The sequence below is a fragment of the Microbulbifer maximicatervae (SeqCode) genome, from assembly GCF_052467815.1.
Genome location: NZ_CP174326.1, coordinates 2,689,221 through 2,715,721 on the forward strand (window position 1 = coordinate 2,689,221; position 26,501 = coordinate 2,715,721).

Annotated in this window: 27 protein-coding genes; 8 read left to right on the plus strand and 19 right to left on the minus strand. The window is 48.9% G+C overall.

What is annotated here, in order from left to right:
• Positions 1-18: 18 nt before the first annotated feature.
• The 6 genes from ACJJIW_RS11715 to ACJJIW_RS11740 form a co-directional block, all read right to left on the minus strand.
• Entirely contained in the window at positions 19-510 is a 492-nt protein-coding gene (locus ACJJIW_RS11715) for a hypothetical protein (RefSeq protein ID WP_444935240.1), read from the minus strand.
• A gap of 820 nt (positions 511-1,330) precedes the next feature.
• Positions 1,331-1,543, minus strand: a complete 213-nt coding sequence (locus tag ACJJIW_RS11720) for a hypothetical protein (RefSeq protein WP_444935241.1) — start codon at positions 1,541-1,543, stop codon at positions 1,331-1,333.
• Positions 1,533-1,955 carry a Tse2 family ADP-ribosyltransferase toxin gene (locus ACJJIW_RS11725; protein ID WP_444935242.1) on the minus strand — a complete coding sequence of 141 codons (423 nt, stop codon included), beginning with the start codon at positions 1,953-1,955 and terminating at the stop codon, positions 1,533-1,535. Before ACJJIW_RS11725 ends, ACJJIW_RS11720 begins: the two co-directional genes overlap by 11 nt.
• A gap of 368 nt (positions 1,956-2,323) precedes the next feature.
• The gene (locus ACJJIW_RS11730; protein WP_444935243.1) at positions 2,324-3,550 is read right to left on the minus strand and encodes a hypothetical protein; all 1,227 of its coding nucleotides are present in this window, start codon (positions 3,548-3,550) and stop codon (positions 2,324-2,326) included.
• 87 nt (positions 3,551-3,637) lie between these two features.
• Positions 3,638-3,961, minus strand: a complete 324-nt coding sequence (locus ACJJIW_RS11735) for a DUF1493 family protein (RefSeq protein WP_444935244.1) — start codon at positions 3,959-3,961, stop codon at positions 3,638-3,640.
• Between the two features lie 29 nt (positions 3,962-3,990).
• Positions 3,991-4,590 (minus strand): restriction endonuclease, encoded by a 600-nt coding sequence (locus ACJJIW_RS11740; RefSeq protein ID WP_444935245.1) that lies wholly within the window; start codon positions 4,588-4,590, stop codon positions 3,991-3,993.
• Positions 4,591-5,047: 457 nt separating this feature from the next.
• On the opposite strand from ACJJIW_RS11740, the gene ACJJIW_RS11745 reads away from it, so the two are divergent.
• On the plus strand, positions 5,048-5,884 hold the full coding sequence (locus ACJJIW_RS11745; RefSeq protein ID WP_444935246.1) for a transposase: 837 nt from the start codon (positions 5,048-5,050) through the stop codon (positions 5,882-5,884).
• Between the two features lie 290 nt (positions 5,885-6,174).
• On the opposite strand, the gene ACJJIW_RS11750 is transcribed toward ACJJIW_RS11745, so the two are convergent.
• The 6 genes from ACJJIW_RS11750 to ACJJIW_RS11775 form a co-directional block, all read right to left on the minus strand.
• Entirely contained in the window at positions 6,175-6,843 is a 669-nt protein-coding gene (locus ACJJIW_RS11750) for a Cap15 family cyclic dinucleotide receptor domain-containing protein (protein ID WP_444935247.1), read from the minus strand.
• Positions 6,840-7,286: a diadenylate cyclase gene (locus ACJJIW_RS11755; protein WP_444935248.1), complete on the minus strand. Its 447-nt coding sequence runs from the start codon at positions 7,284-7,286 to the stop codon at positions 6,840-6,842. The genes ACJJIW_RS11750 and ACJJIW_RS11755 overlap by 4 nt, the downstream gene beginning before the upstream one ends.
• A 989-nt stretch (positions 7,287-8,275) precedes the next feature.
• Positions 8,276-9,403, minus strand: a complete 1,128-nt coding sequence (locus ACJJIW_RS11760; RefSeq protein WP_444935249.1) for a nucleotidyltransferase-like protein — start codon at positions 9,401-9,403, stop codon at positions 8,276-8,278.
• Positions 9,403-9,999, minus strand: a complete 597-nt coding sequence (locus tag ACJJIW_RS11765) for a Cap15 family cyclic dinucleotide receptor domain-containing protein (protein ID WP_444935250.1) — start codon at positions 9,997-9,999, stop codon at positions 9,403-9,405. Before ACJJIW_RS11765 ends, ACJJIW_RS11760 begins: the two co-directional genes overlap by 1 nt.
• Positions 10,000-10,032: 33 nt before the next feature.
• Positions 10,033-10,896, minus strand: a complete 864-nt coding sequence (locus ACJJIW_RS11770; RefSeq protein ID WP_444935251.1) for a S1 family peptidase — start codon at positions 10,894-10,896, stop codon at positions 10,033-10,035.
• A gap of 646 nt (positions 10,897-11,542) precedes the next feature.
• Entirely contained in the window at positions 11,543-11,839 is a 297-nt protein-coding gene (locus ACJJIW_RS11775; RefSeq protein ID WP_444935252.1) for a hypothetical protein, read from the minus strand.
• Between the two features lie 277 nt (positions 11,840-12,116).
• On the opposite strand from ACJJIW_RS11775, the gene csrA reads away from it, so the two are divergent.
• Positions 12,117-12,305 carry a carbon storage regulator CsrA gene (csrA, locus tag ACJJIW_RS11780; RefSeq protein WP_444935253.1) on the plus strand — a complete coding sequence of 63 codons (189 nt, stop codon included), beginning with the start codon at positions 12,117-12,119 and terminating at the stop codon, positions 12,303-12,305.
• Between the two features lie 124 nt (positions 12,306-12,429).
• Here csrA and ACJJIW_RS11785 read toward each other — a convergent pair whose 3' ends face one another.
• From ACJJIW_RS11785 to ACJJIW_RS11800, 4 genes are all read right to left on the minus strand, one after another.
• A complete protein-coding gene (locus ACJJIW_RS11785) occupies positions 12,430-12,846 on the minus strand; it encodes a DUF6746 family protein (protein WP_444935254.1) in 417 nt (138 codons plus the stop codon).
• Between the two features lie 405 nt (positions 12,847-13,251).
• The gene (gene bioA, locus ACJJIW_RS11790) at positions 13,252-14,523 is read right to left on the minus strand and encodes an adenosylmethionine--8-amino-7-oxononanoate transaminase (RefSeq protein WP_444935255.1); all 1,272 of its coding nucleotides are present in this window, start codon (positions 14,521-14,523) and stop codon (positions 13,252-13,254) included.
• 40 nt (positions 14,524-14,563) lie between these two features.
• Positions 14,564-17,014, minus strand: a complete 2,451-nt coding sequence (locus ACJJIW_RS11795; RefSeq protein WP_444935256.1) for an ABC transporter permease — start codon at positions 17,012-17,014, stop codon at positions 14,564-14,566.
• The gene (locus ACJJIW_RS11800; RefSeq protein ID WP_444935257.1) at positions 17,014-17,736 is read right to left on the minus strand and encodes an ABC transporter ATP-binding protein; all 723 of its coding nucleotides are present in this window, start codon (positions 17,734-17,736) and stop codon (positions 17,014-17,016) included. The genes ACJJIW_RS11795 and ACJJIW_RS11800 overlap by 1 nt, the downstream gene beginning before the upstream one ends.
• A 45-nt stretch (positions 17,737-17,781) precedes the next feature.
• Between ACJJIW_RS11800 and ACJJIW_RS11805 the strand changes: the two genes are divergently transcribed.
• Positions 17,782-18,450 (plus strand): arylesterase, encoded by a 669-nt coding sequence (locus ACJJIW_RS11805; RefSeq protein ID WP_282931664.1) that lies wholly within the window; start codon positions 17,782-17,784, stop codon positions 18,448-18,450.
• A 120-nt stretch (positions 18,451-18,570) separates the two neighbouring features.
• A complete protein-coding gene (ttcA, locus tag ACJJIW_RS11810) occupies positions 18,571-19,488 on the plus strand; it encodes a tRNA 2-thiocytidine(32) synthetase TtcA (RefSeq protein ID WP_444935258.1) in 918 nt (305 codons plus the stop codon).
• Here ttcA and ACJJIW_RS11815 read toward each other — a convergent pair.
• A complete protein-coding gene (locus ACJJIW_RS11815) occupies positions 19,373-20,074 on the minus strand; it encodes a hypothetical protein (protein WP_444935259.1) in 702 nt (233 codons plus the stop codon). The two genes, ttcA and ACJJIW_RS11815, sit on opposite strands and share 116 nt — an antisense overlap.
• A 114-nt stretch (positions 20,075-20,188) precedes the next feature.
• Between ACJJIW_RS11815 and putP the strand changes: the two genes are divergently transcribed.
• From putP to ACJJIW_RS11830, 3 genes are all read left to right on the plus strand, one after another.
• Complete coding sequence (gene putP, locus ACJJIW_RS11820; RefSeq protein ID WP_444935260.1) at positions 20,189-21,655, plus strand: sodium/proline symporter PutP; 1,467 nt, start codon at positions 20,189-20,191, stop codon at positions 21,653-21,655.
• A 152-nt stretch (positions 21,656-21,807) separates the two neighbouring features.
• On the plus strand, positions 21,808-22,320 hold the full coding sequence (locus tag ACJJIW_RS11825) for an O-acetyl-ADP-ribose deacetylase (RefSeq protein ID WP_444906091.1): 513 nt from the start codon (positions 21,808-21,810) through the stop codon (positions 22,318-22,320).
• Between the two features lie 107 nt (positions 22,321-22,427).
• Positions 22,428-22,892 (plus strand): Mpo1 family 2-hydroxy fatty acid dioxygenase, encoded by a 465-nt coding sequence (locus ACJJIW_RS11830; RefSeq protein ID WP_108732210.1) that lies wholly within the window; start codon positions 22,428-22,430, stop codon positions 22,890-22,892.
• A 50-nt stretch (positions 22,893-22,942) separates the two neighbouring features.
• On the opposite strand, the gene ACJJIW_RS11835 is transcribed toward ACJJIW_RS11830, so the two are convergent.
• Entirely contained in the window at positions 22,943-23,428 is a 486-nt protein-coding gene (locus tag ACJJIW_RS11835; protein ID WP_108732211.1) for an Lrp/AsnC ligand binding domain-containing protein, read from the minus strand.
• A 195-nt stretch (positions 23,429-23,623) separates the two neighbouring features.
• On the opposite strand from ACJJIW_RS11835, the gene ald reads away from it, so the two are divergent.
• Positions 23,624-24,769 carry an alanine dehydrogenase gene (gene ald, locus ACJJIW_RS11840; RefSeq protein ID WP_444935261.1) on the plus strand — a complete coding sequence of 382 codons (1,146 nt, stop codon included), beginning with the start codon at positions 23,624-23,626 and terminating at the stop codon, positions 24,767-24,769.
• Between the two features lie 291 nt (positions 24,770-25,060).
• Here the strand turns inward: ald and ACJJIW_RS11845 are convergent, their stop codons facing one another.
• Complete coding sequence (locus ACJJIW_RS11845; protein WP_444935262.1) at positions 25,061-26,416, minus strand: substrate-binding domain-containing protein; 1,356 nt, start codon at positions 26,414-26,416, stop codon at positions 25,061-25,063.
• Positions 26,417-26,501: the final 85 nt, after the last annotated feature.

Genomic DNA, 26,501 nt, shown 5'->3' on the forward strand with positions numbered 1-26,501 from the left:
GTCAACTGCAGATGCTTGTTATATGGATAGCTCATTTTTAGCATAGATTTTGCCGTAACGACCAATTAGCCCCTTGGGGCCTAACATTGTAAGTTTAACAATTGGTGATTTACTCCAATTGTTTTCATTAAGTGCTTTTTGATGTTGCGCTTCTGTAAGAACGCCAATTCGTTCAGGTTTGTACTGTTCACCCAACTCGATCAAAAGAAACTGATTCCACGGTTTTTTTAAGCGTACATTCCTGCCTTTTCGGTTTTCAGAGGTGATTACCTTTACTTGTGTTTGGGTTTCTCCTTCGAGCAAATCGAATCCTGGATTAGAGCTGTGTTCCACCATTTGAGGGTTTTGCCCAATACTTTCAAGGAACCTCAATGCAATAAATTCACCGATGCGCCCGATTATATTGTCATTGCCTCCAATTCGATCTGGGTATTTCCTACCCAAAGCCAAGACATTTTTTCTTGCCTTTAAGTACTCTTCAATTCCTTCTTGAATCTCGATATCAGACATCACTCATCCATATATCGCCGCAAACAGCGGCAGATTTGGAGCGGCGAAGCCGCAGAAACGCTGTCCAGCCCACGTAGTGGGCGGTGCTGCTTTGCTTTGGTACGCCCAGCATGGGCGTGAACTAATGGGGTGAAAGTCCCCTGTAGGAAGATCACCGTTTAATGGCCTCCATTAAATGCTAACTACTAGCGAATGGCAACTGCAATACCGCGAGGTCTTGTGGAGAGGAAGTCGCTAGCAAAACTACGAGCTAACGGACAGAAACATCATATAAGGCTTAGCCTGGAGGCGAGGTGGCCAAGCACACCGAAGCCATGTGATCTAACGGGTAGAGTAAATGATGCAGTTGTGTAGTGAAAGTTCACGTACTTATCTGGGGAGATCTGTTTAGCTTGCTGCTGTGAAGCTGTCAGCGTGGCCGCTGACTCATAAATAGGCCCAGCCCGCTAGCCATCATCGCGGGGATGGAAAAAGTGGTGGTACATATCCGCGCCTCGGCCAGTAATGGTCAAGGTGATTAAACAGAAGTCAGCAGGCGGCATAGTAGCCAAATGCCGGGATTAATACCTTGGACAGGGTGAAGGCCTGAACCTAAATCCACGAGTTAAAAGACAGAGCTAGCCTACCGATATGTTGCCAGTCGTATAAGTTGAGGTAGCGCACTGCCATGATCCCAAATTCAAATGAAGAGCTGCTCGACGCTATCGTTGGGTAGAGATTCATTACGGATAGGGAACCGTCCATTGCGGACCCGCATGATGGGTGGTGTGGTAGCCGGCAGTTAGAAACTACCGGCTACCCGATTTACATATACCGTCAATTATGACAAGTTCAAATCATAGTCCCGCTTTGCTGCAAATTTAATCGAATTTAGAATTCCCTCGATATCCTGGAGTTTCTCATCGAAGACTAACTCCTGGTCTTCATCGGTTGTCATTTCTGACATTTTTTCAAGGCGTTCCTCGTAGTGCTTAAGCGCTTCCCAAAGAATATTATATTCGCTGATAATTGGGTTTATCCCTCTATCCGACATTCTCAATCTCCTTTCCGTCTAATTTAACAACCTTAGATCGATCAAGCCCGAACTCCTCGAGAAGCCCTAAATATTTTTTGAGTGGCATGGTTGTTTCTGGTGCAATCATATAATGGCCTTCATGCCCGGGGCGCTTGTCTTCAACTAACTTAAGTTCATTAGGAATTCTAACACCTTTTTTAATCTTCCAGATTTTTTTACCTGGTTTTCTCATCATTTTTGTTAAGTGGTCAAATGCAGAAAAACCGTTTCCATTTGCAATAACTACTTCAACTCCATCACGTTTGGTTATCATTACATCAATTCTAGCTCGAGCTTCATCGAATTTAGGCCATTCTGCATTTCCCATCCTATAGAGATTAGTAGTGAATTCTCCAACATCCATGATGTATAAATCTTCTTTCGGTACCATTCTACTTTTCCTTAGTCTTGGTTAAATTGCATGTAAAGCTCGGTCTGTGTTTTATACACATCTTTTAAGCTTACTCAATGCCCCTGCACCGCAGCACTAGCTAAATGTAGCCCTAAAAGTTGAATAGATTATATCCAATAGTACCGTTCAGGCCTGAAGATCATAAAAACCTATAACAAATAGTGGATTCGCTCTGATCTAGCACGCTTACAGGACAAATAAGGCCCTCTATCTCACCCTGTTTTACATCAGAATTGACTCTGAATTGATTGAGGTAATATCTCCTCTACTAGTTCAGAGCATAACCAGAGGGCCGATATGAACAAAAATACTTGCGTATAAAACTGGTCCGCAGAGCCTTGTTAGATTTATCTGGGCGTGTGGTAGAGCATTACAGCCAGCTTGACCACTCTATTTCTGTCATCATCTAAATGAAACTCATAGTTAATCCATGTTTCATCTCTTTCATTAGAATATTTGATGAAATTTTCATGCTTTGATGCAGCTTCTTTAGCAGTATAAACAGCGCTACTAAAATCCTTGTTTGGTACAAACATGATTACTGCAGCCTTCGAATCTCTCCACGTGAGGTAGCCTAGGAGCTGACTTATGGTTGCGAGAAAACTCTTCTCCCCCTTCCAGAACTTGCACTCACCAATAAATACATTCGACCCATCATGTCTCAGCAATATATCCGTTTTTCCCGTTTTATTAAAGGTCTCTCCAGTAGCTGATCCTTCAAAATTTGGCTCTAACATCATTAAGAAATGATCCCTAAGATGCTCTTCTTCCTTATCAGCGTATAAGCTTGGTAAACGCTCAAATTCTTTTCCGACATCGTGGATTAACTTCAAAATTTCATCATATGTTGACTGATCAAGGCAAGGCTCTGGAGTGAATCCGACATCCTTCACTTTAGGCTTGCTTAGAATAGCTCTTTTACGTTTCTGGGGTACTGGGACAGAAAACGTTTCCGGTGGTGCATCTGCCTTTTTGATTGGAACACCTAGTGAAGCCAATACTCCAGAACTTTTCTGTATTCTCTGCTTTCGATAATTGAAGGCACTGCGAATATGCTGCTCCAAGCCGACATTGGCCCTTTCTACCTCAGCTCTAACATTCTGGTACTGTTGCATTATGCGACGGATATTCGAATCCTTCTCTCGAACAATGCCCTCAGCATCATCTCTGAAATTTATGATCTCAAAACAGAATTCATCACGATTAACCTCTATATCCATGCTCCATAGTATTCTACTACTAGGCATGAGGTAGAGTAACTGAATGTTGCCGCTAATAGGAATATGGAATTTAATCACATCCTTCTTGTAAGATTTTCCTGAATAAACGTGAAAGCCAGATGGGAAATACTCAGCAGGTATCATCTGCTCGCTTGAATATGCATAGATATCGTCGACGTGAATTTCTAGATTTTCAACTGTAGCCTCGGATACTTTATGGGCTATATAATCGTCTTCATTGACGTTTAGGATGTAGTCATCATTTTCGGATTCAATTGAACGAGCTACATTAGCCTTCGCGGCTTCAAGAAAGTCCCGTAGTTCTCTTTCCCCAAAAACTCTACTTCTTCTCATCTTTCCTTAGCCCCCCGTGAAGCTACCGCCGCGCTCAGTTGCTGACAAAAATGGTGCTTGTTTTACCAGTCGGTTGCAGCGCCTTGTTCAATTCTGGCTCTCCGGTGTAAACCACCCACCTCTTTGCGCAACCAAAACCAGGTGATTTACTGTTATAGGATGAGCCTTGATACTTTTTACTTTATCTTTGTTCATTGCGCTCCAGATAAAACCAGCGCACTCTGGATAGAAAAAATATGAGAAATCTGCTTCTTTCCAATCGATCTCAAACTCTTTATCTATGTCTTCTAACAATTCCCAGAGATCGTCGCCAGTAATACCAAGATCTTTCTCTAACTTAGCATCATCGTATATCCTTTCCGGCTTTATACCGCCGTGATAGGAAATTAATTCGATTATCTTGTTACGCACGATTTCTTTCGAGAAATTGAACGCCACCATCACTTGCGGAGGCACGAATGTGCCGGTGTTGGGTGTATGGCTTTGTTCTGTGCCCACCCATCCTCTAAATAGTGCTCAAGTACAAATATTCTCTTTTTGGATATCGCCATAGGTAAAGCCATAAATCCTTCTGGGTCTTCAGGCCACACAAGAGCGGCGAGCTTATCCGGAATAGATGGAAGTTCTCTCGCTGAAGCGGCACTTGCCTGAATGAACATAGCAGCCCCGTTAACCACCTCCATTAAAGCGATCCCGTTCTTTGCTGCGTATTCAATTGCACCTGATTGAAACGTACTAGTCGTAATGAGAATAGCTTTATGAGATCCAGTTGAATTCTTCTTGTCCTTTAAAATCTGAATAAGATCTCGGCCAACTGGATTCTTGTATTTTTTACACTCGACGATAACATCGATTTTAGCCCCTCCAAAGATTTCGAAGGAGATCGCCACATCAATCTCATAATCTCCATCATACCCAGATTTAATCTGCCTTTGGGTCGCATTGAATGAAGAAAGCTCACCTTTACAAGATTCAAACCATTCTTTAACCAACAACTCAAATTCTTCTGGTGATAAGTCTTCGGGATTGGGAAAAATCACTTTACTCGAACTCTCCTAAGCACAAAGTAAGATGTCGGTTGCATTGCTTTGTTAACCTGGATCTCGGAGATTGTATACTATTGTGATCCCTCAGTGCCCACCCTGCATACCACCGAAATGAGCATCCCCACAATAAATAGCTTTGGATATTGAAGCAGAGCTTCATCTTCCGCTCTATCAATATAAAGATGTAGTAGACCGTTTCTGGAGACCCATTAAAGGTAGAGCTTAAGGCGTCACAACTATTGACACAATACGGAAATCACAATAAAAGTACTGGATATTAAAACAGTTAAATCCATACCCGATGACCCAGCCTCGCCGCTCACAGATCTCACTTGATGCGACTCCGTACTATCACTGCGTCTCCCGCTGTGTACGCCGGGCGTTCCTTTGTGGAAGAGATGCTCTATTGGGGAGGGATTATGAACACCGGCGCCAGTGGATTGAGATTGGGATGAAAAAGCTAGCTGCTATCTTTGCGCTGGATATCGCTGCTTATGCGGTAATGAGTAATCACTACCATGTGGTGCTCTATATCGATGCTAAAACGGCCAGAACTTGGTCTGATACTGAAGTCATTCTCCGCTGGCAGGAACTATTTAAAGCTCCTAATTTGGCTCAGCGCTTTATTCAGGGTGCCTCTCTAGATTGCAGTGAAAAGAGCAAGCTTAAAGAGCTGATTGAGCTGTGGCGAGAGCGATTAATGGATATTAGTTGGTTTATGCGCTACCTAAACGAATCTATTGCTCGCCAAGCCAATGCAGAATATCGCTGTACAGGCCGCTTCTGGGAGGGCCGTTTCAAATCTCAGGCGCTATTGGATGAAAGAGCTTTGGCTGCCTGCATGGCCTATGTCGATCTCAACCCTATCCGTGCCGATATTGCAAAAACCCCGGAGGACTCCGATCACACGTCCATTCAGCAGCGTGTTCGCGCTGTGATCTCAGGTGAGCAACCGAAGGAGCTACTACCGTTTGTGGGCGGCGAGCACCTTAATATGCCGAAAGGGTTGCCCTTTCAATTGGATCACTATTTGGCGTTAGTAGACTGGAGTGGCCGGCATTTAGACCCCAAAAAGCGCGGTGCCATTTCTCAAAACGCGCCCCCTATCCTTGAGCGGCTGGGAATCTCAACAAAACACTGGCTTTATCTTAATCGGAACTTTGAAAGCCGCTTTAAAGGCCTGGTGGGATCAGCAGAGGCTGTACGGCAAGTCTGTATTCAGCTCAATAAACGCTGGGTACATGGCATAGGCGATTGCCAACGTTTCCTTTCTGCAACGCCCCACTAATTCCCTCTCAACCTTTCGATACTATTCCTTCTGGTTTTTGGCCAAAATCACAAAATTTTAAAGCTCAAACATAATTTTTCTGTATTTAACCTCTTCCAGCTCCAGGAAGGAGAAATGGCCGTTAAAGTGGAAGGCCCGTACTACTTCCGGTGTCATCTTTCAATCTGTGGGTGTCCTAGTGTTGCTGGGATCGTTGGGTAGTGATTCATTGTGAATAGAAAGCCGCCCATCACGGACTCACTTAATGGATTGTGTTGGGGCCGGTAGCTAGAAGCTACCGGCTACCTGATTTAACAGTTGCTACCTTGAATTGATTCCCAGCAACTACTATTTGACCACTTATTTTCTGCTTGCTCAAAAGAGTCCATGTGATCATTGCTAGATATTTGTTTTACCCGTATATATCCACGTGTTCCTGCTTGTGTCCAAAAATGACCTTCTAATAACTTATTTATCTCTGTTTCTACTAGGTCTAACTCTGCGGCTCCTTGTCTTGAGCCATGCTCCCCAGTTCTTGAGCGCTTTTCAGAAAATAGGTAAGCAAGAAGCTTTGTACCCTTATTGTCATCTAGCATCAGAGTTTCCACATACGATTCTGTTTTTTGTATGTTTGTGAAAGCTCTTACAGATATAGTAAACCAGTGCTGACGAATAACGAGAACAAACCTTTTTGGTGGATTTACTTGGCCCTGATCATTTCTCCAATCAGATTCAAACTCACCCAACCATGTTCCGTTTAGGTTTGGCCGATATAAAAGCTTTCTTATATAGTTCCATTTCCAGGCCCACTTAAAATATGAAAACCAAAATAGTCCAGCGACCGTAATCCCTAAGTTGATATATTTAAGACTTTCAAGAGAGAGAACCTCAAACCCATTGATCAAAAAAGGAATGATCCAAACGATAGCGCCAATTATAATTGATCCGGTCGCAAATATTTTTACTTCTGTTTGATTCATGTAACGATCAACTCCACAACTCCTTTTTTTGCAATAGAAACCTCGCCCTTTTGGCTAACAACGATGATTGAATTTACATTCCCATAAAGTGAGCCGTATTGAGCTGTTCGATATCTCGCACCCACATCAAATATCGTTCCATTAAAACCTTTAGGTATTAGGGGGCTAAAATACTGTGATATTTTTAAGAGCCCAGAGTCTCCACTGACAACATGAAACCCATCATGTCTTTTATCTTTAATGTTAGAAATAGAAAACAGAAAATTGACAACAGTCTGAGCATCTAAATCTTCTATATGGAAGCCATCTTCACTTAGAAGAGGTGAAATTGGTAGCGTTCCTATATCTTTGTTTATTAATATAATACCTAGGCCCGTGAAGCCAGTAGGCACTCCTTTTCTCGCGATCTCGCAAATAGCCTTTAAAAATATTTCGTGCTTCATCAATTCACTCTAATTTATGCGCGATCCAAGACTGTTAATGCCTTGCGAAGGGGCGAAGTGTGTAGTACTTTATCCCGCTTGCGCAACTTGGTACGCCCAGTATGGGCGTGAAAGTCCCCTGTAGGAAGATCACCATTTAATGGGTTTCATTAAATGCTAACTACTAGCGAATGGCAACTGCAACACCGCGAGGTCTTGTGGAGAGGAATCCGCCAGCAAAGACGAACAGAAACATCATATAAGGCTTAGCCTGGAGGAGAGGTGGCCAAGTATACCGAAGCTATGTGGCTAATGAGCCGAGCTAATGATGTAGTCGTGTATTGAAAGTTCATGTCCTTATCTGGAGAGATCTGTTTAGCTTGCTGCTGCCTGCATGACCGGTAAGTCAAAATAAGGCCCAGACCGCTACCCCCGATTAAGGAAGCCCACTTTTTAGCCTATGTAGATCTCAAGCCGATCGCTGCCATTTCTCAAAACACGCCCCCTATCCTTGAGCGGCTGGGCATCTCAGCAAAACACTGGCTCTATCTCAATCGGAACTTTGAAAGCCGCTTTATAGGGCTGGAGGGATCAGCAGAGGTTGTACGGCAAGCTTGTATTCAGCTCAATAAACGCTGGGTACATGGCATAGGCGATTGCCAACGTTTCCTTTCTGTAACGCCCCACTAATTCCCTCCCAACTTTTCAATACTATTCCTTCCGGTCTGGCCTAAATCAGGCAATTTTCAAACCTAAGGCATAATTTTTCAGTATTTCGCTTTGCCCTATACCTGATCAGGAGAAATGGCCGTCAAGGTGGAAGGCCTGTACTTTTTCCTGTGTCATCTTTCAATCTGTGGGTGTCCTAGTGTTGCCAATTCAAATGAAGAGCTGCTCGATACTATCGTTGAGTAGAGATTCATTACGGATAGGGAACCGCCCATTGCGGACCCACATGATGGATGGTGTGGGGGCCGGTAGCTAGATACTACCGGCTACTCGATTTGGAGCTAGAATACAGATTTACTGAGGATTACATTTGAATCATAGCCGACCTTATCGGGCTCGAGTTCATTGTAGATTGCTGTTGCCAAGTTTGTAATTTCACGTGTTAGGATATCTAAAGCTTCAGCTTTTTCATCTGTATTAAATATTTTCCGACTACCATCTGGAACATTTAGAGTGTCTCGATAGGATTTAAAAGAATTAAGTAAAGATAAATGCGCTCGCATTTTTTCAACTAGGGACAACCTCATATATTGAGGGACATTCAAGTCCGCATTCATATGAAATGCGATGGCAGCCAAATCATAACTGCTAAGTTTTTTAGCCGTCCTTTTTTTATAGTCAGGCATATCAGCAATCATGTTTTTCATGAGTCGTATTACGCACTTCAAATTTCCAGAAAACTGTGTATCTCGATCATTTATCATTTTAATATGCGTAAATGGATAATTTAGAAGCAATTCATGATCCGCCTTATGGTATATCTTAATACCGCGGTCATGTTCTTGGCCCGAACGTTGATATTTTGTACTGTCAAACCATATGGCAGGAACTATATCCACTTTCCTTTTTAAGCTGCCGCCCTTTAAGGCAATTGACTTGTTTCCTGTACTATCTACTTCGACTTTAGGGAAATTAGATGGTAGAATTTTTTCAGATTTAATTCTTACATCTCTGGCAATATTAATTAAGTCTCTTGAATCCGTTGCTGGTAAATAGCCGTTAGGATTTACTCGAGGAAGCTCGATATTAACTGGGTTTGTCACGATTATGAGTATATCCACATCGGAGTGTCCTTTAATATGGACATCTAAGGCTACCGAACCCTGAAGTCGTTTAGTAACCGACTCACCATTATTTAATAGGCTTTTGATTAGGCTGTCAGCTACACGGTTTCCTTCATCGATTGAAATCTGAGTGGATTGTTGTTCAACAGGAGCCATTGCACCTATTGTATATTTAACGCCAGCTACTTCGTTTAAATTTTCAAACGACTCCGATTTTCTTACATCTAGTCCACGTAATATTGCCCTATTGGCGGAAGTTGAGTCCATTGCTTCATAAATAGCCCGTTCTCGCGTTCCTTGACGGCGTTCCTTTAGTGATTTTAATCGTTTATCAAAATCAATCATTACTGAGTCCTTTTCAATTTCATTACGCCAAATGTTCTTCTTCCTGCACTATTGAAATATGAAGCCTTTCCAACTGTTAAATCTTTATCAAATTCAATTTCACAATAACCTTTATGTGAACTAAGCTCATGAGACTGTTCAAGTTCGGGTTCATTTCTATAGCTATAGCTGAGAAGCCAGCCTCCTGTTGGTCCAAATCGCCTCGATAATGTTGCAGTGTAACTTTCGCTTTGACTATTTTTAGTTCTTAGGTGTATTAAAATATCTTTCCAGCTCTGTTCAATGCCAATAGAACCTTTCCAGTCATATTTTGTAGTACCATCTTCATTCAATGTTTGACCAGTCAAATCCCATGTGCCATTTATATTTGGCACTTCAAAAAAAGGAATTTTCCATACCCACTTATTAAAAAGCCAATGTAATACAAAATATACAATGCCCGTAGTAATTGTTGCTTTAGCGAAAGCATCAACTCCACTTAGATTACTAGCGAGTGCTAAAAGTTGAGAGATTCCACCTGCCAAAGCAATAGAGATAAAGCCGAGCCACCTTCCAATAGCTGACCTATCATGTCCAAAAACTGCATAATCGTGCATAAAACCTCCTTATATTACTGAAGCCCTAACGCCTCAAGAAGGTGCGCCGATTTCCGGTGTTTCATTTGTTTGACTTGTTAGAAAATTTTCTGCGATGGATTCGATTGTATCTAGCTCGGTAGCTTTGATTACGTAGCCCAAGTTGTTAGGCATTGAAGTAAAACTCATTGGCTTATTTTGTGTAGGCACAGGTGTTAGAACTATTTCTCCACTTGCAGTGTGTTGAGGTCCAGCAAACAAAATACCTAATAGCTTAATACGTGATCCCACTACAAGGTTTCCATTTCGATCTGTGTAATTGCCGAAATTAGCCAAATATACGGGGCTACCACTTGAGCCAGGAAAGCAAGCCATATCAACAACAAACTGCTTTTTACCTAAATAATCGTCTTCTGGAATGGTTGCAATTATTCCTCGCCTTGCGATAGAGCCATTATTTGCAGAGTCCCAAATACCATTTGGATAGCCAATCATCGTTACTTCTTCAAGCGGAAGAAGTTCAGCGAACGTCGCATCGGTAGCTGAAACCTCCTTATTTAAGTGTACTAATGCGGGCTTTAGTTTCTTTTGTTGAAAGTACTGGTAAATTGGTGCGGCCAATATTGCACAAAGATCAACTTCAACATCAGGGTGATAAATTACATTATTGTTTATTGGATAAGTAATTACTTCGAAATTTCCGGTAGTTTCCCCACTACTATTCGCTACACTGATTGGCAGCGATACTGATACGGCTCCATCAATGACATGCTTATTCGTGACGATTGCAGGAACATGCAACCCCCCCTTTTTTTCAGCAAACCTATACGCAAAGCCTGAACCTGTTGCAATACTACCGTCATTAAGTGTCGCTTCAATACGGACAACGGACTTCATCAATTTATCTAGTGGATGCATGGTTTATTCCTGCTCGCAGTTATATAGTGTTCATTCCTGTCTCTATTGTCATGATTGTTATCTCAGAATCAATTTCTACGAAAAAGCTGAAATTTATATTTCAAATCATAGGCTTAAAGCATTCTAATACGTTTGTGGAGGCCACAAAAATGATTACTTTGCTACTATCCCATTTTTAAAGCAAGTCTATAATCCATTGATTTAACGATCTTTTTTGGTGTATCTTCGGGCTCATAGATATAACTGTCAATATGATCGTAAATCCCCAGGTAAGCGTCCACCAACTTAGCTGGCCCAGTAATAGTTTGGGGGAAAGTGGTTAAGATATCGGGGTAGGGGGGATGCAAGGTCAGAGAGTTGCTGACTATAGGCCGATCAAGCAGGTATTTCTCATCTTGGATATTCTAGGGCAGCTTATTTAAAAATAAGGGGTACCGTACCAGGTGACTTCTATCTTCAATGATAATTAAAAATAACACCCGAAATAGAATGTCGACCTAAATCTCACAGCAATACGTAAAAAACTACATGACGTTTAGGTTTTCGAGAGATTTCTTCTGTTGATATATGGAAGACATTTCAAGTAGCAGTATTAATGATTGTTGTTTTCTTAATGCTAATGTGACACACAGCAAAGAGTGCTAATTTAAGCTGCGATTTTTATGCTCATCTGAATTTCTTCAAAAAGGTGAGTAACAAAAAATATAGGCACAAAAATAATCTTATTAGATTTTATTAGGATTGTTTTAGTGTCAAAGCCACGTAAAATCGATAGATATTTATTGATATTTTGACGGCGGTTAAGAAGCCATCTAAAGGCAACAATCAAAGCAGCTCGGTTCGAAGAGCCTATAGAATAATGAACCCAAGAATCTTCTAAAAACCAACCCCTCAAAGGAGAACGGTAGCGTGAAGTAAGAATAAGTAAAAGGCGCTGACCCAAGGTGCTGGAACACCTGGGGCCAGCTAACCAAATTGATACGATACCTATCAAGATGGCTATATGCATAGTACGCTAGAAACCCGCTCGTCTTCAATAAAGTGGAGCACGATCAGCGGCTTGGAGAGATTCCCCAGGCCCTGGGGGCGTTGCGTCTGCCTTTTCTTTTTCTATGCCTACCGTTCTCGCGCACCACCTCGCAGTTACTCAAAATATTTCTATCCAAACTTTCCCTTTGTGGAAGGTCTATCCATGGTTTGAGTATCAGTAGGAAACAAATATGTTGATCTTAAAGCGCCGCACAGGCGAGAACTTACGGATTGGATCAAATGTCTCAATCACAGTATTAGAAGTTAAGGGCAATCAGGTAAAGGTAGGAATAATTGCTCCCAAATCCCTGCCCGTACACCGCGAGGAGATTTATAGGCGGATCAAAAGGGAAGGAAATCTGGTCAGTGGGAATCGTTGAGAAGTTGATCGAGATTGTGGCGGGGTGGTATTGCTATGAAAGCGCTAACTGTTGATAGTTAGCGCTTTCAGTCGAGCCTTTCGCTGCGGATAGAGCCACAGGTTAAGCTCGGAAGTGATCTGTATTAGTGATGTTTATGCTTAAATTCAGCAGCAAATTTGTCTGCTAATTTAAAGTAGTGATTCAGATCCTTGCGGGTTTTTTCTGGGCGGTTGTTTTCGGAGTTAATGTGGATGTTCTCCACAACAACGGCGATGTCTTTTGCCAGCTGCTTCCTTTCACCCTTCAGGTTCTCAGCGAAATACTCAACACTTTTTTCGAGTCTGTAGGTGATGACATGAATCTCGTGAAGTTCAGCAGGGTTAAGCTTTTTCTTGCCCTTAATTTCTTCTGTTGTTTCAACAAAAATCTTTCTCGCATCCTTCAAGGAAGTAACTTTCGCTACTTTAAAGTGCTGGATGGGCTTTTCGCCTGATGCGGGGCTAGCTTGAGCAGTGGTAGCAAAAGTAACAGCAAAAAGTAATGCAATTAAAGTTCTCATTTTTCCTCTCTAACGCCCAAACTTTAAGGGTTGGTAAGGCATTGATCGGGCGAGGTGAATGCCTAACATCTCTCAGTGGTCATTTTGACCGCTTTGATCGCTATCGTAAATGAGGATAACTATCATTAACATTTATGATACAGGAATTTTTAGGTGCTCAAAACACTTCTCGAAAAAATTGCGATCAAGTTGATCGAAATTTGCAAGGATTAAGAAAATGGAATCTGAGAGAGGCGCGTTCGGGAGGGGTAAACGGAGGCCTTTAGCCTGGAAGAGGCGACCCCCGTGTTAAGAAAAGTAATCAGCTAACCCACTACTTGCTGTAACAACGCCGCTGGTTTTTACAGAAGAGCTGATTTATCCGGAATTATTGAGACCGGCTTCACAAATTAATTGGTACTGACGCTATTGGATCTCTCCCAGAACATTGACCATTGCCGAAGTTAATTGGCTAAGGTCTTCTTTCGAAATCACATAGGGCGGCATGGCGTAGACCAGCTTGCCGAAGGGGCGCAGCCAAACTCCACGTTCGATTAAAGCCTCCTGCACCTTGGCCGTATTTACCGGCTCGCGCATTTCCACCACGCCAATCGCCCCAAGGGCTCGAACATCGGTGACACCCGGTGCGGATTTTAATGGGGCCAGCTGTTCAGCCAGCTGCTGTTCGATTGCGGTTACTCGTTCCTGCCAGGGGCTGTTGAGTAGCAGTTGAATACTGGCGTTAGCGACGGAACAAGCCAGGGGGTTACCCATAAAAGTGGGGCCGTGCATAAACACACCGGCTTCTCCGCTGCAAATACCTTCGGCTACTTTATCGGTACAGAGGGCGGCGGCGAGGGTCATGGTGCCGCCGGTGAGGGCTTTGCCCAGTGTGAGGATATCGGGGGTGATATCAGCGTGTTCACAGGCAAACATTTTGCCGCTGCGGCCAAAGCCGGTGGCGATTTCATCGGCGATAAGCAGTACATTGTTCTCGTCGCAGAGTTCGCGCACCCGGCGCAAATAATCGGCAGAATAAAAACGCATGCCGCCGGCACCCTGGACAATGGGCTCTAAAATAATCGCAGAGAGTTGATCCCGGTTCTCTTCCACTTGCTGGTGCAGTTCGGCGATATCGCTGTCACTACAGGTGCTGCCAAAGGGGGTTTGTGGTGAGGGGGCAAACTGGTGCTGGTTCAGATGCTCAGCAAACAAATGATGCATTCCGGTGACTGGATCACAGGTGGCCATGGCCCCGAAAGTATCACCGTGGTAACCGTTGCGCAGGGCCAGCAGGCGGTTCTTTTCGGGCTTGCCATGGGAGTGCCAGTATTGCACGGCCATCTTGATCGCCACTTCCACGGATACTGAGCCGGAGTCCGCAAGAAATACCCGATTGAGGCCGGCTGGAGTGATTTTTACCAGTTTCTTGCACAGCTCGATCGCCGGTTCGTGAGTCAATCCCCCGAACATGACATGGGACATTTTGTCCATCTGATCGCGCATGGCCTGGTTTAGCTCGGGCACATTGTAGCCGTGCAGGGCGCTCCACCAGGAGGACATACCGTCGATCAGGCCGCGCCCGTCTTCCAGGTAAATACGTACCCCTTCGGCCCGCGTCACCGGGTATACCGGAGGCGGGTCGATCAGGGAGGAGTAGGGGTGCCAAATATGTTTGCGATCGAAATCCAGGTCCATAAAAACTACATCTTTATTCTTAAGAGCCGACAATCATTCGTTAGGCCAGTTCGCGCAGTACTTTGAGCGGGGGCTGGCTGATCGAGCTGTAACAGGCTAGGGTACCGGCGGTGCCAACCAGTACTGCACCGGTGAGTGGTCCGGTTAGCCAAAGGACTGGGTGCAATATCACCGGCAGTTCAAAGACCCAATAAGACAGCACGGCCAAGGTGGCTTCCGCACCGATAGCCGCGAGCAAGCCGGCGGCAAATCCCAGTAGGCCAAATTCCAGTATCAGGCTTCTCAGCAACAAGCGCCTGCGGCCTCCCAGTGTGCGGATAATTGCCGCTTCCTGCAATCGCTCGGCGATACTGGCGCGCACCCCGGCAATTAATACCAGGACCCCGGCAACCAGCATCAGGGCCATTACCGATTCGATGGCAAAGGACACCTGGCTAATGGTGTCGCGGATACGCTGGATGATCTTATCCAGCTCTATCACGCTGACGCTGGGGAAGGCGCGAACCAGGTCGTTGACCAGTAACTTGTCCTCCGGTGGGAGGTAAAAACTGGTGATATAGGTAGCCGGGAAATCATCGATAGTGCCCGGCGCAAATATCATATAGAAGTTGGGGCGCATGCTGTTCCAGTCCAGCGAGCGGAAGCTGGCTACCGGGGCTTCTACTTCCAGTCCGCCGATGGAAAAGCGCAACTGATCTCCCAGTGACAGTTCCAGCTGGGCTGCCAGCTCCACTTCTACGGAAACACCTTCGCTGGCCTTGTCCCACCACTCGCCCTCCAAGATACGGTTATCCGGCGCCAGGGTGTCGGTGTAGCTCAGGTTCAATTCCCGGCGAACGCCACCGGGACGATCTTTCTTCTCTTTAATCGAGACGCCGTTAATCGCCACTAAACGGCCACGCACCATGGGGTAAAACTCGGTGCTGCTTACCTCGCCCTCTGCCAGCATGTTTTCCATGGTTGGAACATCGTGGGGGGCGATATTCAGGAGAAAGTGGTTGGGGGCTTTTTCCGGTAATTGCATCCGCCATTCGTCCACCAGGGCGGTGCGGGCAAAGACCATGGCCAGCATGGCCAATAATCCGGTGCCAAAAGCGGCAATCAATAGAGTGTTGAACGCGGCGCGGCGTTGCAGGCTGCCCAGGGCTATTCGCCAGGCGCCACCCAGGGAAGCCAGCTTGCCGCGCACCAGGAGTCGGTTAACCAGGGCGCTGCCCGCCACCAATAGGAGCATGCCGACAAATAGGGCGAGCGTCATGAGCAGGCTGCCGGACAGCCACCAGATCAGGAGCAGCATGGCGCTGGGGCCGAGAATCAGCCCGAGCCATTCGCGTCTGTCCGGATTACTCCAGTCGTGCCTCAGGGTTTGCATCGGGTCTGTGCGGGCGAGGCGGAAAAGCGGTGGCAGGGCGAAGCCCAGGGCGCAGGCGAGGCCGGTAGCGAGTCCAATCAGCAGTGGGCTCCAGCTAGTAGCCGGGGGCTGAACCGGGAAGAACCCTTCCATCAGGTTGACCGCCTGGCTCTGGATAAAGGTGCCCAACGCCAGCCCAATAGCGGTGGCTATCAGGGTGAGGGCGGCCAGCTGCCCCAGGTAGATACCGAGGATTTTGTTGCGCCCGGCGCCGAGACTTTTCATTACGGCTACGTAGGCGCCGTGGCGCAGTCCGTAGCGCCTTGCTGCCAGGCCAACGGCGACACTGGCGAGCAGTACAGCAAGGCTGGCGGCGAGAAACAGGAAGGACTCGGCTCTATCCAGGGCTGAGGCAACACGGGGCTGGCCTTCGCGCAGGTCCAGTATCCGCTGATGTTCAGTCAGTTGAGGTTTGAGCCAGTCAAAGTAATCCTTTAGGACTTGGTCATCACCGGCAAACAGGTAGCGGTAGCGCACTCGGCTGCCGGGCTGGATCACACCTGCGGCGGGCAGGTCGGCGGTATTGGCTAGCAGTCGCGCGCCCATATCAAACAGGCTGGTGCCCCGGTCGGGTTCCCGCTCCAGTATGGCTGTCACTTTCAATTGGGTGTCGCCGAGGGCGATAGGATCGCCGAGCTGGATTCCCATCAAAGGTAAAAGACGGGACTCCACCCAGGCTTCTCCTGGGGGAGGTCCTTGTGGTGCCACTTCACTAGGGCCGCTCTGGGACTTGCTGATTTCCAGTTGCCCCACCAATGGATAGCCTTTGTCGACGGCTTTGACCGAGACAAACTGGAACTGGTCGTTGGCGGAGATCATGGAGGAAAACTGGACTATCTGGGCCTGTTCCAATCCCTTTTTGTCGGCTTCCTCCAGCCATGCGCTATCCACAGGCTTACTGCTGCGCAGCACCCGCTCTGCGGCCAGGAAAGTGAGGGATTGCTGCTCCATGGCACGGGTAAGGCGGTCGGTAAAATGGGCGATCGCAGTGACACAGGTAACAGCCAAAACCAGGGCCGAGGCAATTAGCGCTAACTCGCCACCGCGCCAGTCCCTGAACAGCAGTCTGAGTGGCAGCATCAGGCGGACACCTCCGACAGGTTGTCCCCGTCGATAAGCGGAGCGTAGGTATCTACGGCGCCTGCCGACATATGCAGGTGGGAGGCACAGCGCTCTGCCAGTCGCTGTTCGTGAGTCACCAGCACCAGGGTGGTGTCAGATTCTTCGTTGAGCTTAAACAGCAGGTCGATAATTTTGGCGCCGTTACCGGCGTCGAGGCTGCCGGTGGGTTCGTCGGCAAAGAGGATGGCATCTGTGCTGCTAAAGCTGGCAAAGGCCCGGGCAATGGCCACCCGTTGTTGCTCACCGCCGGATAGCTGGCGCGGGTAATGGCGCAGTCGCTGTTCCAGGCCCACCCGGGCGAGGAACTCTTCCGCGCGCTTGGCGGCGCCCCGCTCACCGCGCAATTCGCTCGGCAGCATTACATTTTCCAGGGCGGTAAGGCCGGGCAGCAGTTGGAACGTCTGGAATACAAAGCCCACGCAGCGGGCGCGCACCGCGGCGCGCTGCTCTTCGTCCATGGCGGTGATCTCGTCGCCAGCCAGCCAGATTTTGCCCTCGGTAGGTTTGTCCAATCCCGCCAGCAGGCCGAGCAGGGTGGACTTGCCGGAACCTGAGGCCCCTGTCACAGCAAGGCTCTCGCCACGGGCGACTTTCAGGGAGATATTGTTTAATAGGGTCAGTGGCCCTTCGCTGGTGGAGACCCTGTGATAGAGGTTTTCTGCCGTGAGAATGGCGGACATACTGTATTCCCTTTGCGGATACGCGAGATTTTTGGAGAGTATGACATGACAACAGCCTTTTTTCGGCAGTTACTGACTCGGTTCGGCTTGGTGCTGATGCTGTCGGTCCCCAATCTGGCACTGAGTGCCAACAAGCCCGGCACTCTGCTCGTATTAGGGGATAGCATAAGTGCGGCCTACGGTATCGATGAGGAGCTGGGCTGGGTCAACCTGTTGCAAGAGCGCTTGCAGGAGAAGGGGCGCCCGGTGAAGGTGGTCAATGCCAGCATCAGTGGGGAGACCTCCGCAGGTGGCCTGACCCGGCTGCCGCGCCTGATGGAAGAGCACAATCCCCAGTGGCTGATTGTCGAGTTGGGCGGTAACGACGGTTTGCGCGGCTACCCACCCCAGAGCTTGCAGCGCAATTTGCAGCAGATGGTCAAGCTGGCTAAAGACTCCGGGGCAGAAGTGCTGCTGCTGGGGATGCGTATCCCACCGAACTACGGTCGCGCTTATACCGAGGCTTTTGCCGCTGTATTCCCCAAAGTGGCCAAGGCTGAAGAGGTCGCCCTGGTGCCTTTCCTGTTGGAAACCGTGGCCCTGGAGCAGGGCGCTATGCAATCCGACGGTATCCACCCCACCGCCAAGGCGCAGCCGGCCCTGCTGGATCATGTCTGGCCCTGCGTGAAGTCCCTGTTGGGGGAGAAGGCGGCTGGTGAGTCGTGTACTCCGTGATCGAAATGCGTACAATCGCGCCCCCAGGAACAGGAAAGCCTGGCTCTGGTCCCAAAGTTTAAGGTTTTGTGCCGGTACTCTGGGCCCGGTCACTGGTCGCGAATGAGTTAGAGAGACACCATGCCCGAATTGGAAAACCGCCGCGAGCGGCTCGAGTTTAATAAGCTGCAAAAGCGCCTGCGCCGCCATGTGGGCCGCGCCATCGCCGACTTCAACATGATTGAAGAGGGCGACAAGATTATGGTCTGTTTGTCCGGCGGTAAGGATTCCTACGCCATGCTGGACGTGCTGCTGAATTTGCAGAGGACAGCGCCGGTTAACTTTGAACTGGTGGCGGTCAATATGGACCAGAAGCAGCCGGGTTTCCCCGAGCATATCCTGCCGGAATACCTGCAATCCCTGGGTGTTCCCCACCATATTGTCGAGAAGGATACCTACTCGGTCGTGAAGGAAGTGGTGCCTGAGGGCAAGACCACTTGCGGGCTCTGCTCCCGTCTGCGCCGTGGCACTTTGTATGGTTTTGCTGAAGAAATTGGCGCCACCAAGGTGGCACTGGGCCATCACAAAGACGATATCGTCGAAACTCTGTTCCTGAATATGTTTTACGGTGGTCGCCTCAAGGCGATGCCCCCCAAACTGCGCGCCGATGATGGCCGCAATATCGTGATCCGTCCGCTCGCCTATTGCTGCGAAGAGGACATCGCCCAGTACGCCGAGTACAAGCAGTTCCCGATTATTCCCTGCAACCTGTGCGGCAGCCAGGAGAACCTTCAGCGCCAGGCGATCAAGCAGATGGTGCGGGAGTGGGATAAGAAATTCCCAGGCCGCAGCGAGAATATTTTCGCCGCGATTACCCGGGTGTCCCCGTCACAATTGGCGGACAGGGACCTCTACGATTTTGAGAGTCTGGAACTGGATCGCTCTACGCCGTCGGCTGTCGAGCGTCCTGACCATTCAATCCAGCGCCAGGTGAATTCTTGGGAGCCTGAGGATGCTCAGGAAGTGGAGCCCCAGTATATCGAGGCGCTGAATCTGTAGGATCTGCACCGCTGACCAGTTGCGCGTAACTGCATTCAAAGTCCCGGGGGCTGGCACTGGGTCCATGGTGAAAATGCTGATGCCAGAGGCGCGCCATATTGGCCACGTCTGAGGTTTCCTCCTCCTGGATCTTGTGGACTTCGGCCGACCGGTAAATCAGCCAGGCAATGGCTGTGGCATAGCGCAGGTTGGTGGTCAGTTCGCTGTGGGGGTGATCGAGAAAATCCCGCTGGCTCGCCAGCCCTCGCACCTTTGAGGCGAGGCTTGGGTGATCGATCAGGTATTGATCCCAGATTTCCCGGTGGGTGTGGGGCTGGATTTGGTAAATACCCAGCCCGTGGCGCCGTCCCTGTTTGAGATGGAAGCCCAATTGCGACTCCTGGGCGGCGGTTCCCAGAAGGAGATTCTCCATGCCCTGGCTCCAGGCTCTCAAGTGCTTGAGGGTTGGACGGATAACCTGGAGTCGGAGCTCGTCCAGACAAATGCCCATAGTGTTGTCTTTTTTTCTGTAGTTGTATCCAACATATATGTAGTTTGCTGATTGAGTCGGCGCCACCTTATGGGTAGATTTACGCGCAATAAACATAACAATTTTTATGTGGTGCTCCTTCCATAGCTCAATGCGCTGAAAAATTGAGCAGGAAAACGCAGGCTATTCCCGCGCCAAGTACCACCCCACTTTGATCAGAAGGAATCCCTTATGGCCGCCGAGTGGCTGATCGCCCTTACTTTTGTCGCCTATTTGGCGTTGATTGTTGTTATCGGTATTTACGCCTACATGCGTACGAAAAATGCCAGCGACTATTTCCTCGGTGGCCGCTCCCTGCCGCCGGCTGTGGCGGCCCTGTCTGCCGGGGCCTCGGATATGAGTGGCTGGCTGCTACTGGGACTGCCTGGCGCGGCCTATGCAGCGGGGCTCTCTGCCGGTTGGATCGCAATTGGCCTTTTCTCCGGCATCGTTCTGAGCTGGGTGACAATGGGCCGGCGCCTGCGCATCTACACCTATGAGCTGGACGACTCCCTAACGGTGCCAGCTTATCTGGATCGTCGGTTTAAGATGGGGCACCCCTATCTGCGCACCGTCTGCGCGATATTCATTCTGTTATTTTTCCTTTTCTATGTGGCTTCGGGCCTGATTGCCGGCGGCAAATTGTTTGAAACGGTGTTTGGCTGGGATTATCGCTGGGCGGTGATTATCGGTGCGGTTGCGGTTATTTCTTACACCCTGTTTGGCGGGTTTTTGGCGGTGTCCTGGACCGATGTGTTCCAGGGACTGCTGATGAGTGCGGCGCTGATTGCGGTGCCTCTCGTTGTTATTTCTGACCAGGGCGGTTTTTCCGCCAGCTGGAGTCGCCTGCAAACAGAGGTGCCACAGCTGACCCATTGGATGACAGATAACACCGGGCAAACATTAAGTCTGGTGGCGATACTCAGCTCTCTTGCCTGGGGATTGGGCTACTTCGGTCAGCCGCATATTTTGGCGCGATTTATGGCGGTGCGCAGTCCAAACGATATACCTGCTGCGGCGACAGTGGCAGCGGTTTGGTCCCTGGCCGGCTTCTTGGGCGCAATGGCGGTAGGTTTGTTTGCACACCTGGAAATCCAGCAGAGCCTGCCAGATGGCGAAACTGTATTTATGGAAATGGTGCAGGTGCTGTTCCATCCGCTAGTTGCCGGTGTTCTTTTGGCGGCGATTCTATCTGCCATTATGAGTACGGCAGATTCCCAGCTGTTGGTGTCCTCGGCTGCACTGGCGGAAGATATTTACCACGTTTGGTTTGGGCGTGAGACCACCCCGGAAGCCATGGTGAAAGTGGGGCGCTGGGCGGTGGTTGCTTTATCACTGGTCGCTGTGTGGATTGCGATGGACCCGGATTCCAAGGTTCTGGATGTAGTGAGTTACGCCTGGGCTGGCCTTGGCGCTGCCTTTGGCCCGGCGTTGTTGATCAGTCTCTACTGGTCCCGTATGACCGGTAGTGGCGCTATTGCCGGTGTTATCGTTGGCGGCCTCACCGTTGTGGTGTGGGAGCAACTCTCCGGTGGCATTTTTGATGTTTATGAGCTGTTGCCGGGTTTTGTTTTCTCTTCAGCTGCTATCGTGTTAGTGAGCGCGCTGACGAAGTGCCCGGAAGCCGTTGCCTCACAGCACCGCAAGTTGCTTGGTTGAGGGGGCAGGGCAGGACTTGAGCCCGAGCGACTCGCTCGGGCCGAGACAGACCAGCCGCGCTAGGGACGCATCTCTGGCAAAGGTGCGACTGTTGTGAAGTGAAATGGATTTCCATCCGCAGCAATTATTCAAATAGCGGTTGGAGATGCTGAGTGATCAAAGTTCATCTCGGTGATATCACTCGATTGCACGTCGATGTAATCGTCAATGCTGCCAACAGCCGTCTCTTGGGAGGCGGTGGTGTCGATGGGGCCATACACCGCGCAGCGGGGCCCAATCTACTGGAGGCCTGCCGCAGTCTGGGCGGTTGTCCTGTTGGTGAAGTGCGCGCCACTGGCGCTTATTCCATTCCCGTAAAACGTATCTACCACACAGTTGGGCCGGTTTGGCGCGGCGGCAGTTTGGGTGAGCCCGAGCTGCTCTCCAGCTGTTATCGACACTGCCTGGCATTGGCTCGGCGCGAAAACATGCGCTCGATTGCTTTTCCTGCGATCAGTTGCGGTATCTACGATTATCCCCCGGAGCTGGCCGTAGAGGTGGCTGTAGAGCAGGTACAGCAATTCCAGGAGAAGGAGGGGGCGCCGCAGCAGGTTGTATTCTGCTGTTTCGATAAATCGATGGCGGATCTCTATTTATCCCAGTTAGATGCTTACGTTAGGCGCTAAAAGCCACGCTTTGTAGGCCTCGTGGTATTTTCGGCCATTGATTGATATCCATGGGTTGGGGATTATTATTGCTCTGACAATAACAATATAAGAATGAGGAGATTGTCATGCGCAGTGCCCAGCAGTGGTTTTCCGAGTATGGTGAGAGTCATCAGAATCCGATCAACAAATCCATTCATTGGATTGCTGTTCCCGTAATTTATGCAACTGTGGCCGGACTTTTGTGGGCAGTTCCGCAGCCGGAATTTATGGCGACAATTCCCTGGCTGAACTGGGCTGTCGTGGTGACAATCCCGATTCTTCTGTTTTATTTCGCGATGTCGTTTCCTATTGCCCTGGGAATGACGGGGTTAACTGTTCTGTGTTTGTGGGCTTGGTCGGTATTGGAGCGGCTGGGGGTGCCTATCTGGCAGACGGCACTAGCCTTATTCGTGATCATGTGGGTGTTCCAATTTATCGGCCACCATATCGAAGGCAAGAAACCCTCTTTCTTTAAGGACTTACAATTCCTGTTGATTGGCCCTGCCTGGGTGATCGGGTTTATTTACCGGAAACTGGGCATTCAATACTGATTGCCGGTTTATGCAGATGAGTGGCTGCGGCCACTCATCGATCAATCCCGCTACCGGTTGTAGTGGACCGGTACTTCCAGTGTCTCTTTAACTTCTTCCATCACCACATAGCTGGTGCACTCCTGCACCTCCGGCAACGTTAAAAGCGTTTCGCCGTAGAACTTGCGGTAGGCGCTCATATCCGCCACCCGGGCCTTGATCAGGTAATCAAAATTCCCCGATACCAGGTAACACTCCTGCACTTCCGGCAGGGCGGCTACGGCGTTGCGAAATTCCTCAAAAGCGTCCTGTGCGGAGCGGTTCAGCCTGATCTGCACGAAAACCACCAGGGCAGCATCGAGGTATTCCGGATTAATCAAGGCGGTATAACCCTGAATAACATTGTCATTTTCCAGGCGCTTGACCCGTTCGACGCAGGGGGTCGCGGTCAATCCCACCTGTCGGGCCAGCTCGGCATAGCTGGTTCTCCCATTCTTTTGTAGAACACGCAATATGTTCCGGTCGATGGTACTTAGCTCTCCCGCACGTTTGCGCATAACTGCTGACTCCGAATTGGTCGACATGGTCAAAAAATAGACTTGGCGACAGGGTTATTAGTGGATTCCACTAGTTTTATCAAAAATCTACTAAATATCCACTTCTTATCTGTTCTTATACTGGGGAAAACATAGAAATTAGGTACTCCTATTTGATTAAGGCAGTACCGAGCGCACAGAGCGAGGAGAAGGAAAATGTTGATTGGCGTCCCTAAAGAGATTAAGAACCACGAGTATCGTATTGGCCTGACGCCGTCGAGTGTTCGCGAACTGGTTGGCCACGGCCACCAAGTGATCGTACAGAAGGATGGTGGTGCCGCTATTGGTTTCCCCGACGAGATGTACGTTCAAGCCGGCGCCAAGATTATCGATACTCCGGAAGAGATTTTTGCCACTGCCGATATGATCGTCAAGGTAAAAGAGCCCCAGCCCCACGAGTGCGAAATGCTGCGTCCTGGGCAGGTTCTGTACACCTATCTGCACCTGGCTCCAGACCCCAAACAAACTGAGCTGCTGGTGAAATCCGGCGCTACCTGCATCGCTTATGAAACTGTAACCGATCGCTTCGGAGGCCTGCCTCTGCTGGCGCCCATGTCTGAAGTTGCCGGTCGTATGTCTGTACAGTGCGGTGCCCACCACCTGGAAAAAGCCCAGGGTGGTCTCGGCGTACTGCTCGGCGGTGTTCCCGGTGTAGCTCCCGCTAAAGTCCTGATTATCGGTGGCGGTGTTGTTGGTACTAACGCAGCGAAGATGGCCCTGGGTATGGGTGCTGACGTTACTATCCTCGACCGCTCCCTGCCGCGTCTGCGTCAGCTGGATGATATTTTCGGTGGCGCGGTTCGCACTGAATACTCCACTAACGATGCTATTGAAAAGCACGCACTGGAAGCTGACCTGGTTGTTGGTGCGGTTCTGATTCCTGGCGCAGCAGCCCCCAAACTGCTGACCCGCGACATTATCAGCCGCATGAAGAAAGGCGCAGTTGTAGCTGACGTTGCTATTGACCAGGGCGGTTGTTTTGAGACCTCCAAGGCGACTACTCACCAAGAGCCTACTTACGTAGTTGATGGTGTGGTTCACTACTGTGTTGCCAACATGCCCGGCGGTGTAGCTCGCACCTCTACTATGGCCCTGAACAATGCCACCCTGCCTTACGCGGTAGCCCTGGCAAACAAAGGCGCCAAGCAGGCACTGTTGGACGATTCCAACTTGCTGGAAGGCCTGAATGTTCACGCTGGCATGGTGACCTACCAAGCCGTAGCCGATGTATTGGGTTACGAGTTTGTAGATCCCAAATTGGCTCTGCAAAAACAAGCAGTAGCGGAAGACGCTGTAGCTTAATTGTCCCGGTGGCCGCCTGCGGGCGGCCGCATTGTAAATAAGCGGTAACGCGCTTGTTGTTGGGAAGTTTCCCCCGGAGCGCTCTTTGCGTTCCTCTCTGTGAGACCTGGTGGCATAGCCACTAATTGATAGCCGCGTATTTACGCGGCTTTTTTATGCGCGTTATTTATGCTTTGGAGAAAGCTGGACTTGTTGTTTAGGGAAAAACTGGGGAAGGGGAGGAGGAAAAGAAAAAAGGATGCTGAGGGACTTCCTTGTCGCCTCACGGGGGAGAGGGGTTTAGGGCTAGGGTTAAATAACCCAGATTTCTACCCGGCGATTTTTTATCTTTGAACTGGAGCTGTTGGAGGCTACCGGCAGATAGGCACCAAAGCCCTGAACCGGTGCTGTATTAATCTGGTGATCCCTGAGTGCGGAGCGAACGGTAACTGCGCGTAGTTTTGATAAAACGATTGAACGCCCCTCACTGACTTTCTCATCGCCAAACCCGATCAATAGCAGTCGTTTGTGGCTGTTCTCAGGCTTTTGCATAAAGCGGACAAGGCGCTGTATATCCTGTTTTGCCTTGTTATCTAAAGAGGCACTGCCTTCAGAGAAACGGAAGTTAATACTCAGGCGCTCGGCATTTTCCGTTAATTTCAGGTATTCGCTGGGCCCATCCCGGTTGGCTTCAGGTTTTACACCGATCGGCGTCTGCGCGACAAACCCAGTGGCCTTTACCTGCTCCTGCCCCTGCTCACTCTGTACAAAGTGCAGGAACTCTTCGGTGACGGGTTTTAAACCGTAAGCAGCGGTATAGAGAAAAAGGCGGCGGGAAAGGGGGTAGTCTTCAGTTGCAATTGTCAGATGTTCTGGAGCTTGTGGTTGGGTGTTCTGATCGGATACTGACACTGCCTTGGCCCGTCGAATAGATGCCAAGCCCACAAATCCAATACTGTTGGGGTTTGCCGAAACACGGTCCGACAATTGATCATTCGACTCGAAGCGTTTTGCATTGGCAATAAGGGAGTGCTTTTTTCCAAGTACCAAGCTTTTAAACGTATCCCAGGTACCGGACTGATTATCTCTCGCCAGAACTTTGATGCGACCTTTCTGCCCGCCCACTTTAGACCAGTCGGTAATTTTTCCGGAAAATATTGCTGCTATTTGTTGCAGGGTTAATTGGCTGATGGGGTTTTGAGGGTGAATAATAATTGCCAGGCCATCGATGGCAATAACATGTTCTGCACTTTGGCCGCGCATATCTCCAAAGCGACTCAGGGCTGCGTGCTCAGTATCTTTTATTGGTCGCGAAGCCATGGCGATATTGGCCTGGGAACGTTCAAGGCCTTTAAATCCGGTGCTTGAACCGTGTGCCGCAATATCGACATATATTTTTTTGCCACCGAGATCCCCTTGCACTCGAACCTCATTTTCTTTCCCTAAAGGGATAATCTCCAGATTACTGCCACCACGGGCTTCGAGGTAATCGCTCACCAGGTTGGGCGCCAGCTTTGCGCCGACAGTATTAGAGCCGTGTAATGTAAAAAGCAGGCCCGATGTATCGGGAGGGAAGCGGGTTTGGGCTGTGGAAGTTGCAGCAGCCAAGGCCACCCCAAGAAGAAGGAGGGAAAGGGTTTGCTTTAGCCGGCTTAAGAATACGCTCATAGTAATTCGACCGTAAGGTGGTAAAACGAGGGCGCAAAATATGACTTAATTGTGACAAATTGATGAAATATTGATTGCTAAATTA

Coding starts and splice junctions, on each gene's coding strand:
- ACJJIW_RS11715 (WP_444935240.1), bottom strand. CDS start 510: ATGTCTGATATCGAGATTCAAGAAGGAATTGAAGAGTACTTAAAGGCA.
- ACJJIW_RS11720 (WP_444935241.1), bottom strand. CDS start 1,543: ATGTCGGATAGAGGGATAAACCCAATTATCAGCGAATATAATATTCTT.
- ACJJIW_RS11725 (WP_444935242.1), bottom strand. CDS start 1,955: ATGGTACCGAAAGAAGATTTATACATCATGGATGTTGGAGAATTCACT.
- ACJJIW_RS11730 (WP_444935243.1), bottom strand. CDS start 3,550: ATGAGAAGAAGTAGAGTTTTTGGGGAAAGAGAACTACGGGACTTTCTT.
- ACJJIW_RS11745 (WP_444935246.1), top strand. CDS start 5,048: ATGAAAAAGCTAGCTGCTATCTTTGCGCTGGATATCGCTGCTTATGCG.
- ACJJIW_RS11750 (WP_444935247.1), bottom strand. CDS start 6,843: ATGAATCAAACAGAAGTAAAAATATTTGCGACCGGATCAATTATAATT.
- ACJJIW_RS11755 (WP_444935248.1), bottom strand. CDS start 7,286: ATGAAGCACGAAATATTTTTAAAGGCTATTTGCGAGATCGCGAGAAAA.
- ACJJIW_RS11760 (WP_444935249.1), bottom strand. CDS start 9,403: ATGATTGATTTTGATAAACGATTAAAATCACTAAAGGAACGCCGTCAA.
- ACJJIW_RS11765 (WP_444935250.1), bottom strand. CDS start 9,999: ATGCACGATTATGCAGTTTTTGGACATGATAGGTCAGCTATTGGAAGG.
- ACJJIW_RS11770 (WP_444935251.1), bottom strand. CDS start 10,896: ATGCATCCACTAGATAAATTGATGAAGTCCGTTGTCCGTATTGAAGCG.
- csrA (WP_444935253.1), top strand. CDS start 12,117: ATGTTGATCTTAAAGCGCCGCACAGGCGAGAACTTACGGATTGGATCA.
- ACJJIW_RS11785 (WP_444935254.1), bottom strand. CDS start 12,846: ATGAGAACTTTAATTGCATTACTTTTTGCTGTTACTTTTGCTACCACT.
- bioA (WP_444935255.1), bottom strand. CDS start 14,523: ATGGACCTGGATTTCGATCGCAAACATATTTGGCACCCCTACTCCTCC.
- ACJJIW_RS11795 (WP_444935256.1), bottom strand. CDS start 17,014: ATGCTGCCACTCAGACTGCTGTTCAGGGACTGGCGCGGTGGCGAGTTA.
- ACJJIW_RS11800 (WP_444935257.1), bottom strand. CDS start 17,736: ATGTCCGCCATTCTCACGGCAGAAAACCTCTATCACAGGGTCTCCACC.
- ACJJIW_RS11805 (WP_282931664.1), top strand. CDS start 17,782: ATGACAACAGCCTTTTTTCGGCAGTTACTGACTCGGTTCGGCTTGGTG.
- ttcA (WP_444935258.1), top strand. CDS start 18,571: ATGCCCGAATTGGAAAACCGCCGCGAGCGGCTCGAGTTTAATAAGCTG.
- ACJJIW_RS11815 (WP_444935259.1), bottom strand. CDS start 20,074: ATGTTTATTGCGCGTAAATCTACCCATAAGGTGGCGCCGACTCAATCA.
- putP (WP_444935260.1), top strand. CDS start 20,189: ATGGCCGCCGAGTGGCTGATCGCCCTTACTTTTGTCGCCTATTTGGCG.
- ACJJIW_RS11830 (WP_108732210.1), top strand. CDS start 22,428: ATGCGCAGTGCCCAGCAGTGGTTTTCCGAGTATGGTGAGAGTCATCAG.
- ACJJIW_RS11835 (WP_108732211.1), bottom strand. CDS start 23,428: ATGCGCAAACGTGCGGGAGAGCTAAGTACCATCGACCGGAACATATTG.
- ald (WP_444935261.1), top strand. CDS start 23,624: ATGTTGATTGGCGTCCCTAAAGAGATTAAGAACCACGAGTATCGTATT.
- ACJJIW_RS11845 (WP_444935262.1), bottom strand. CDS start 26,416: ATGAGCGTATTCTTAAGCCGGCTAAAGCAAACCCTTTCCCTCCTTCTT.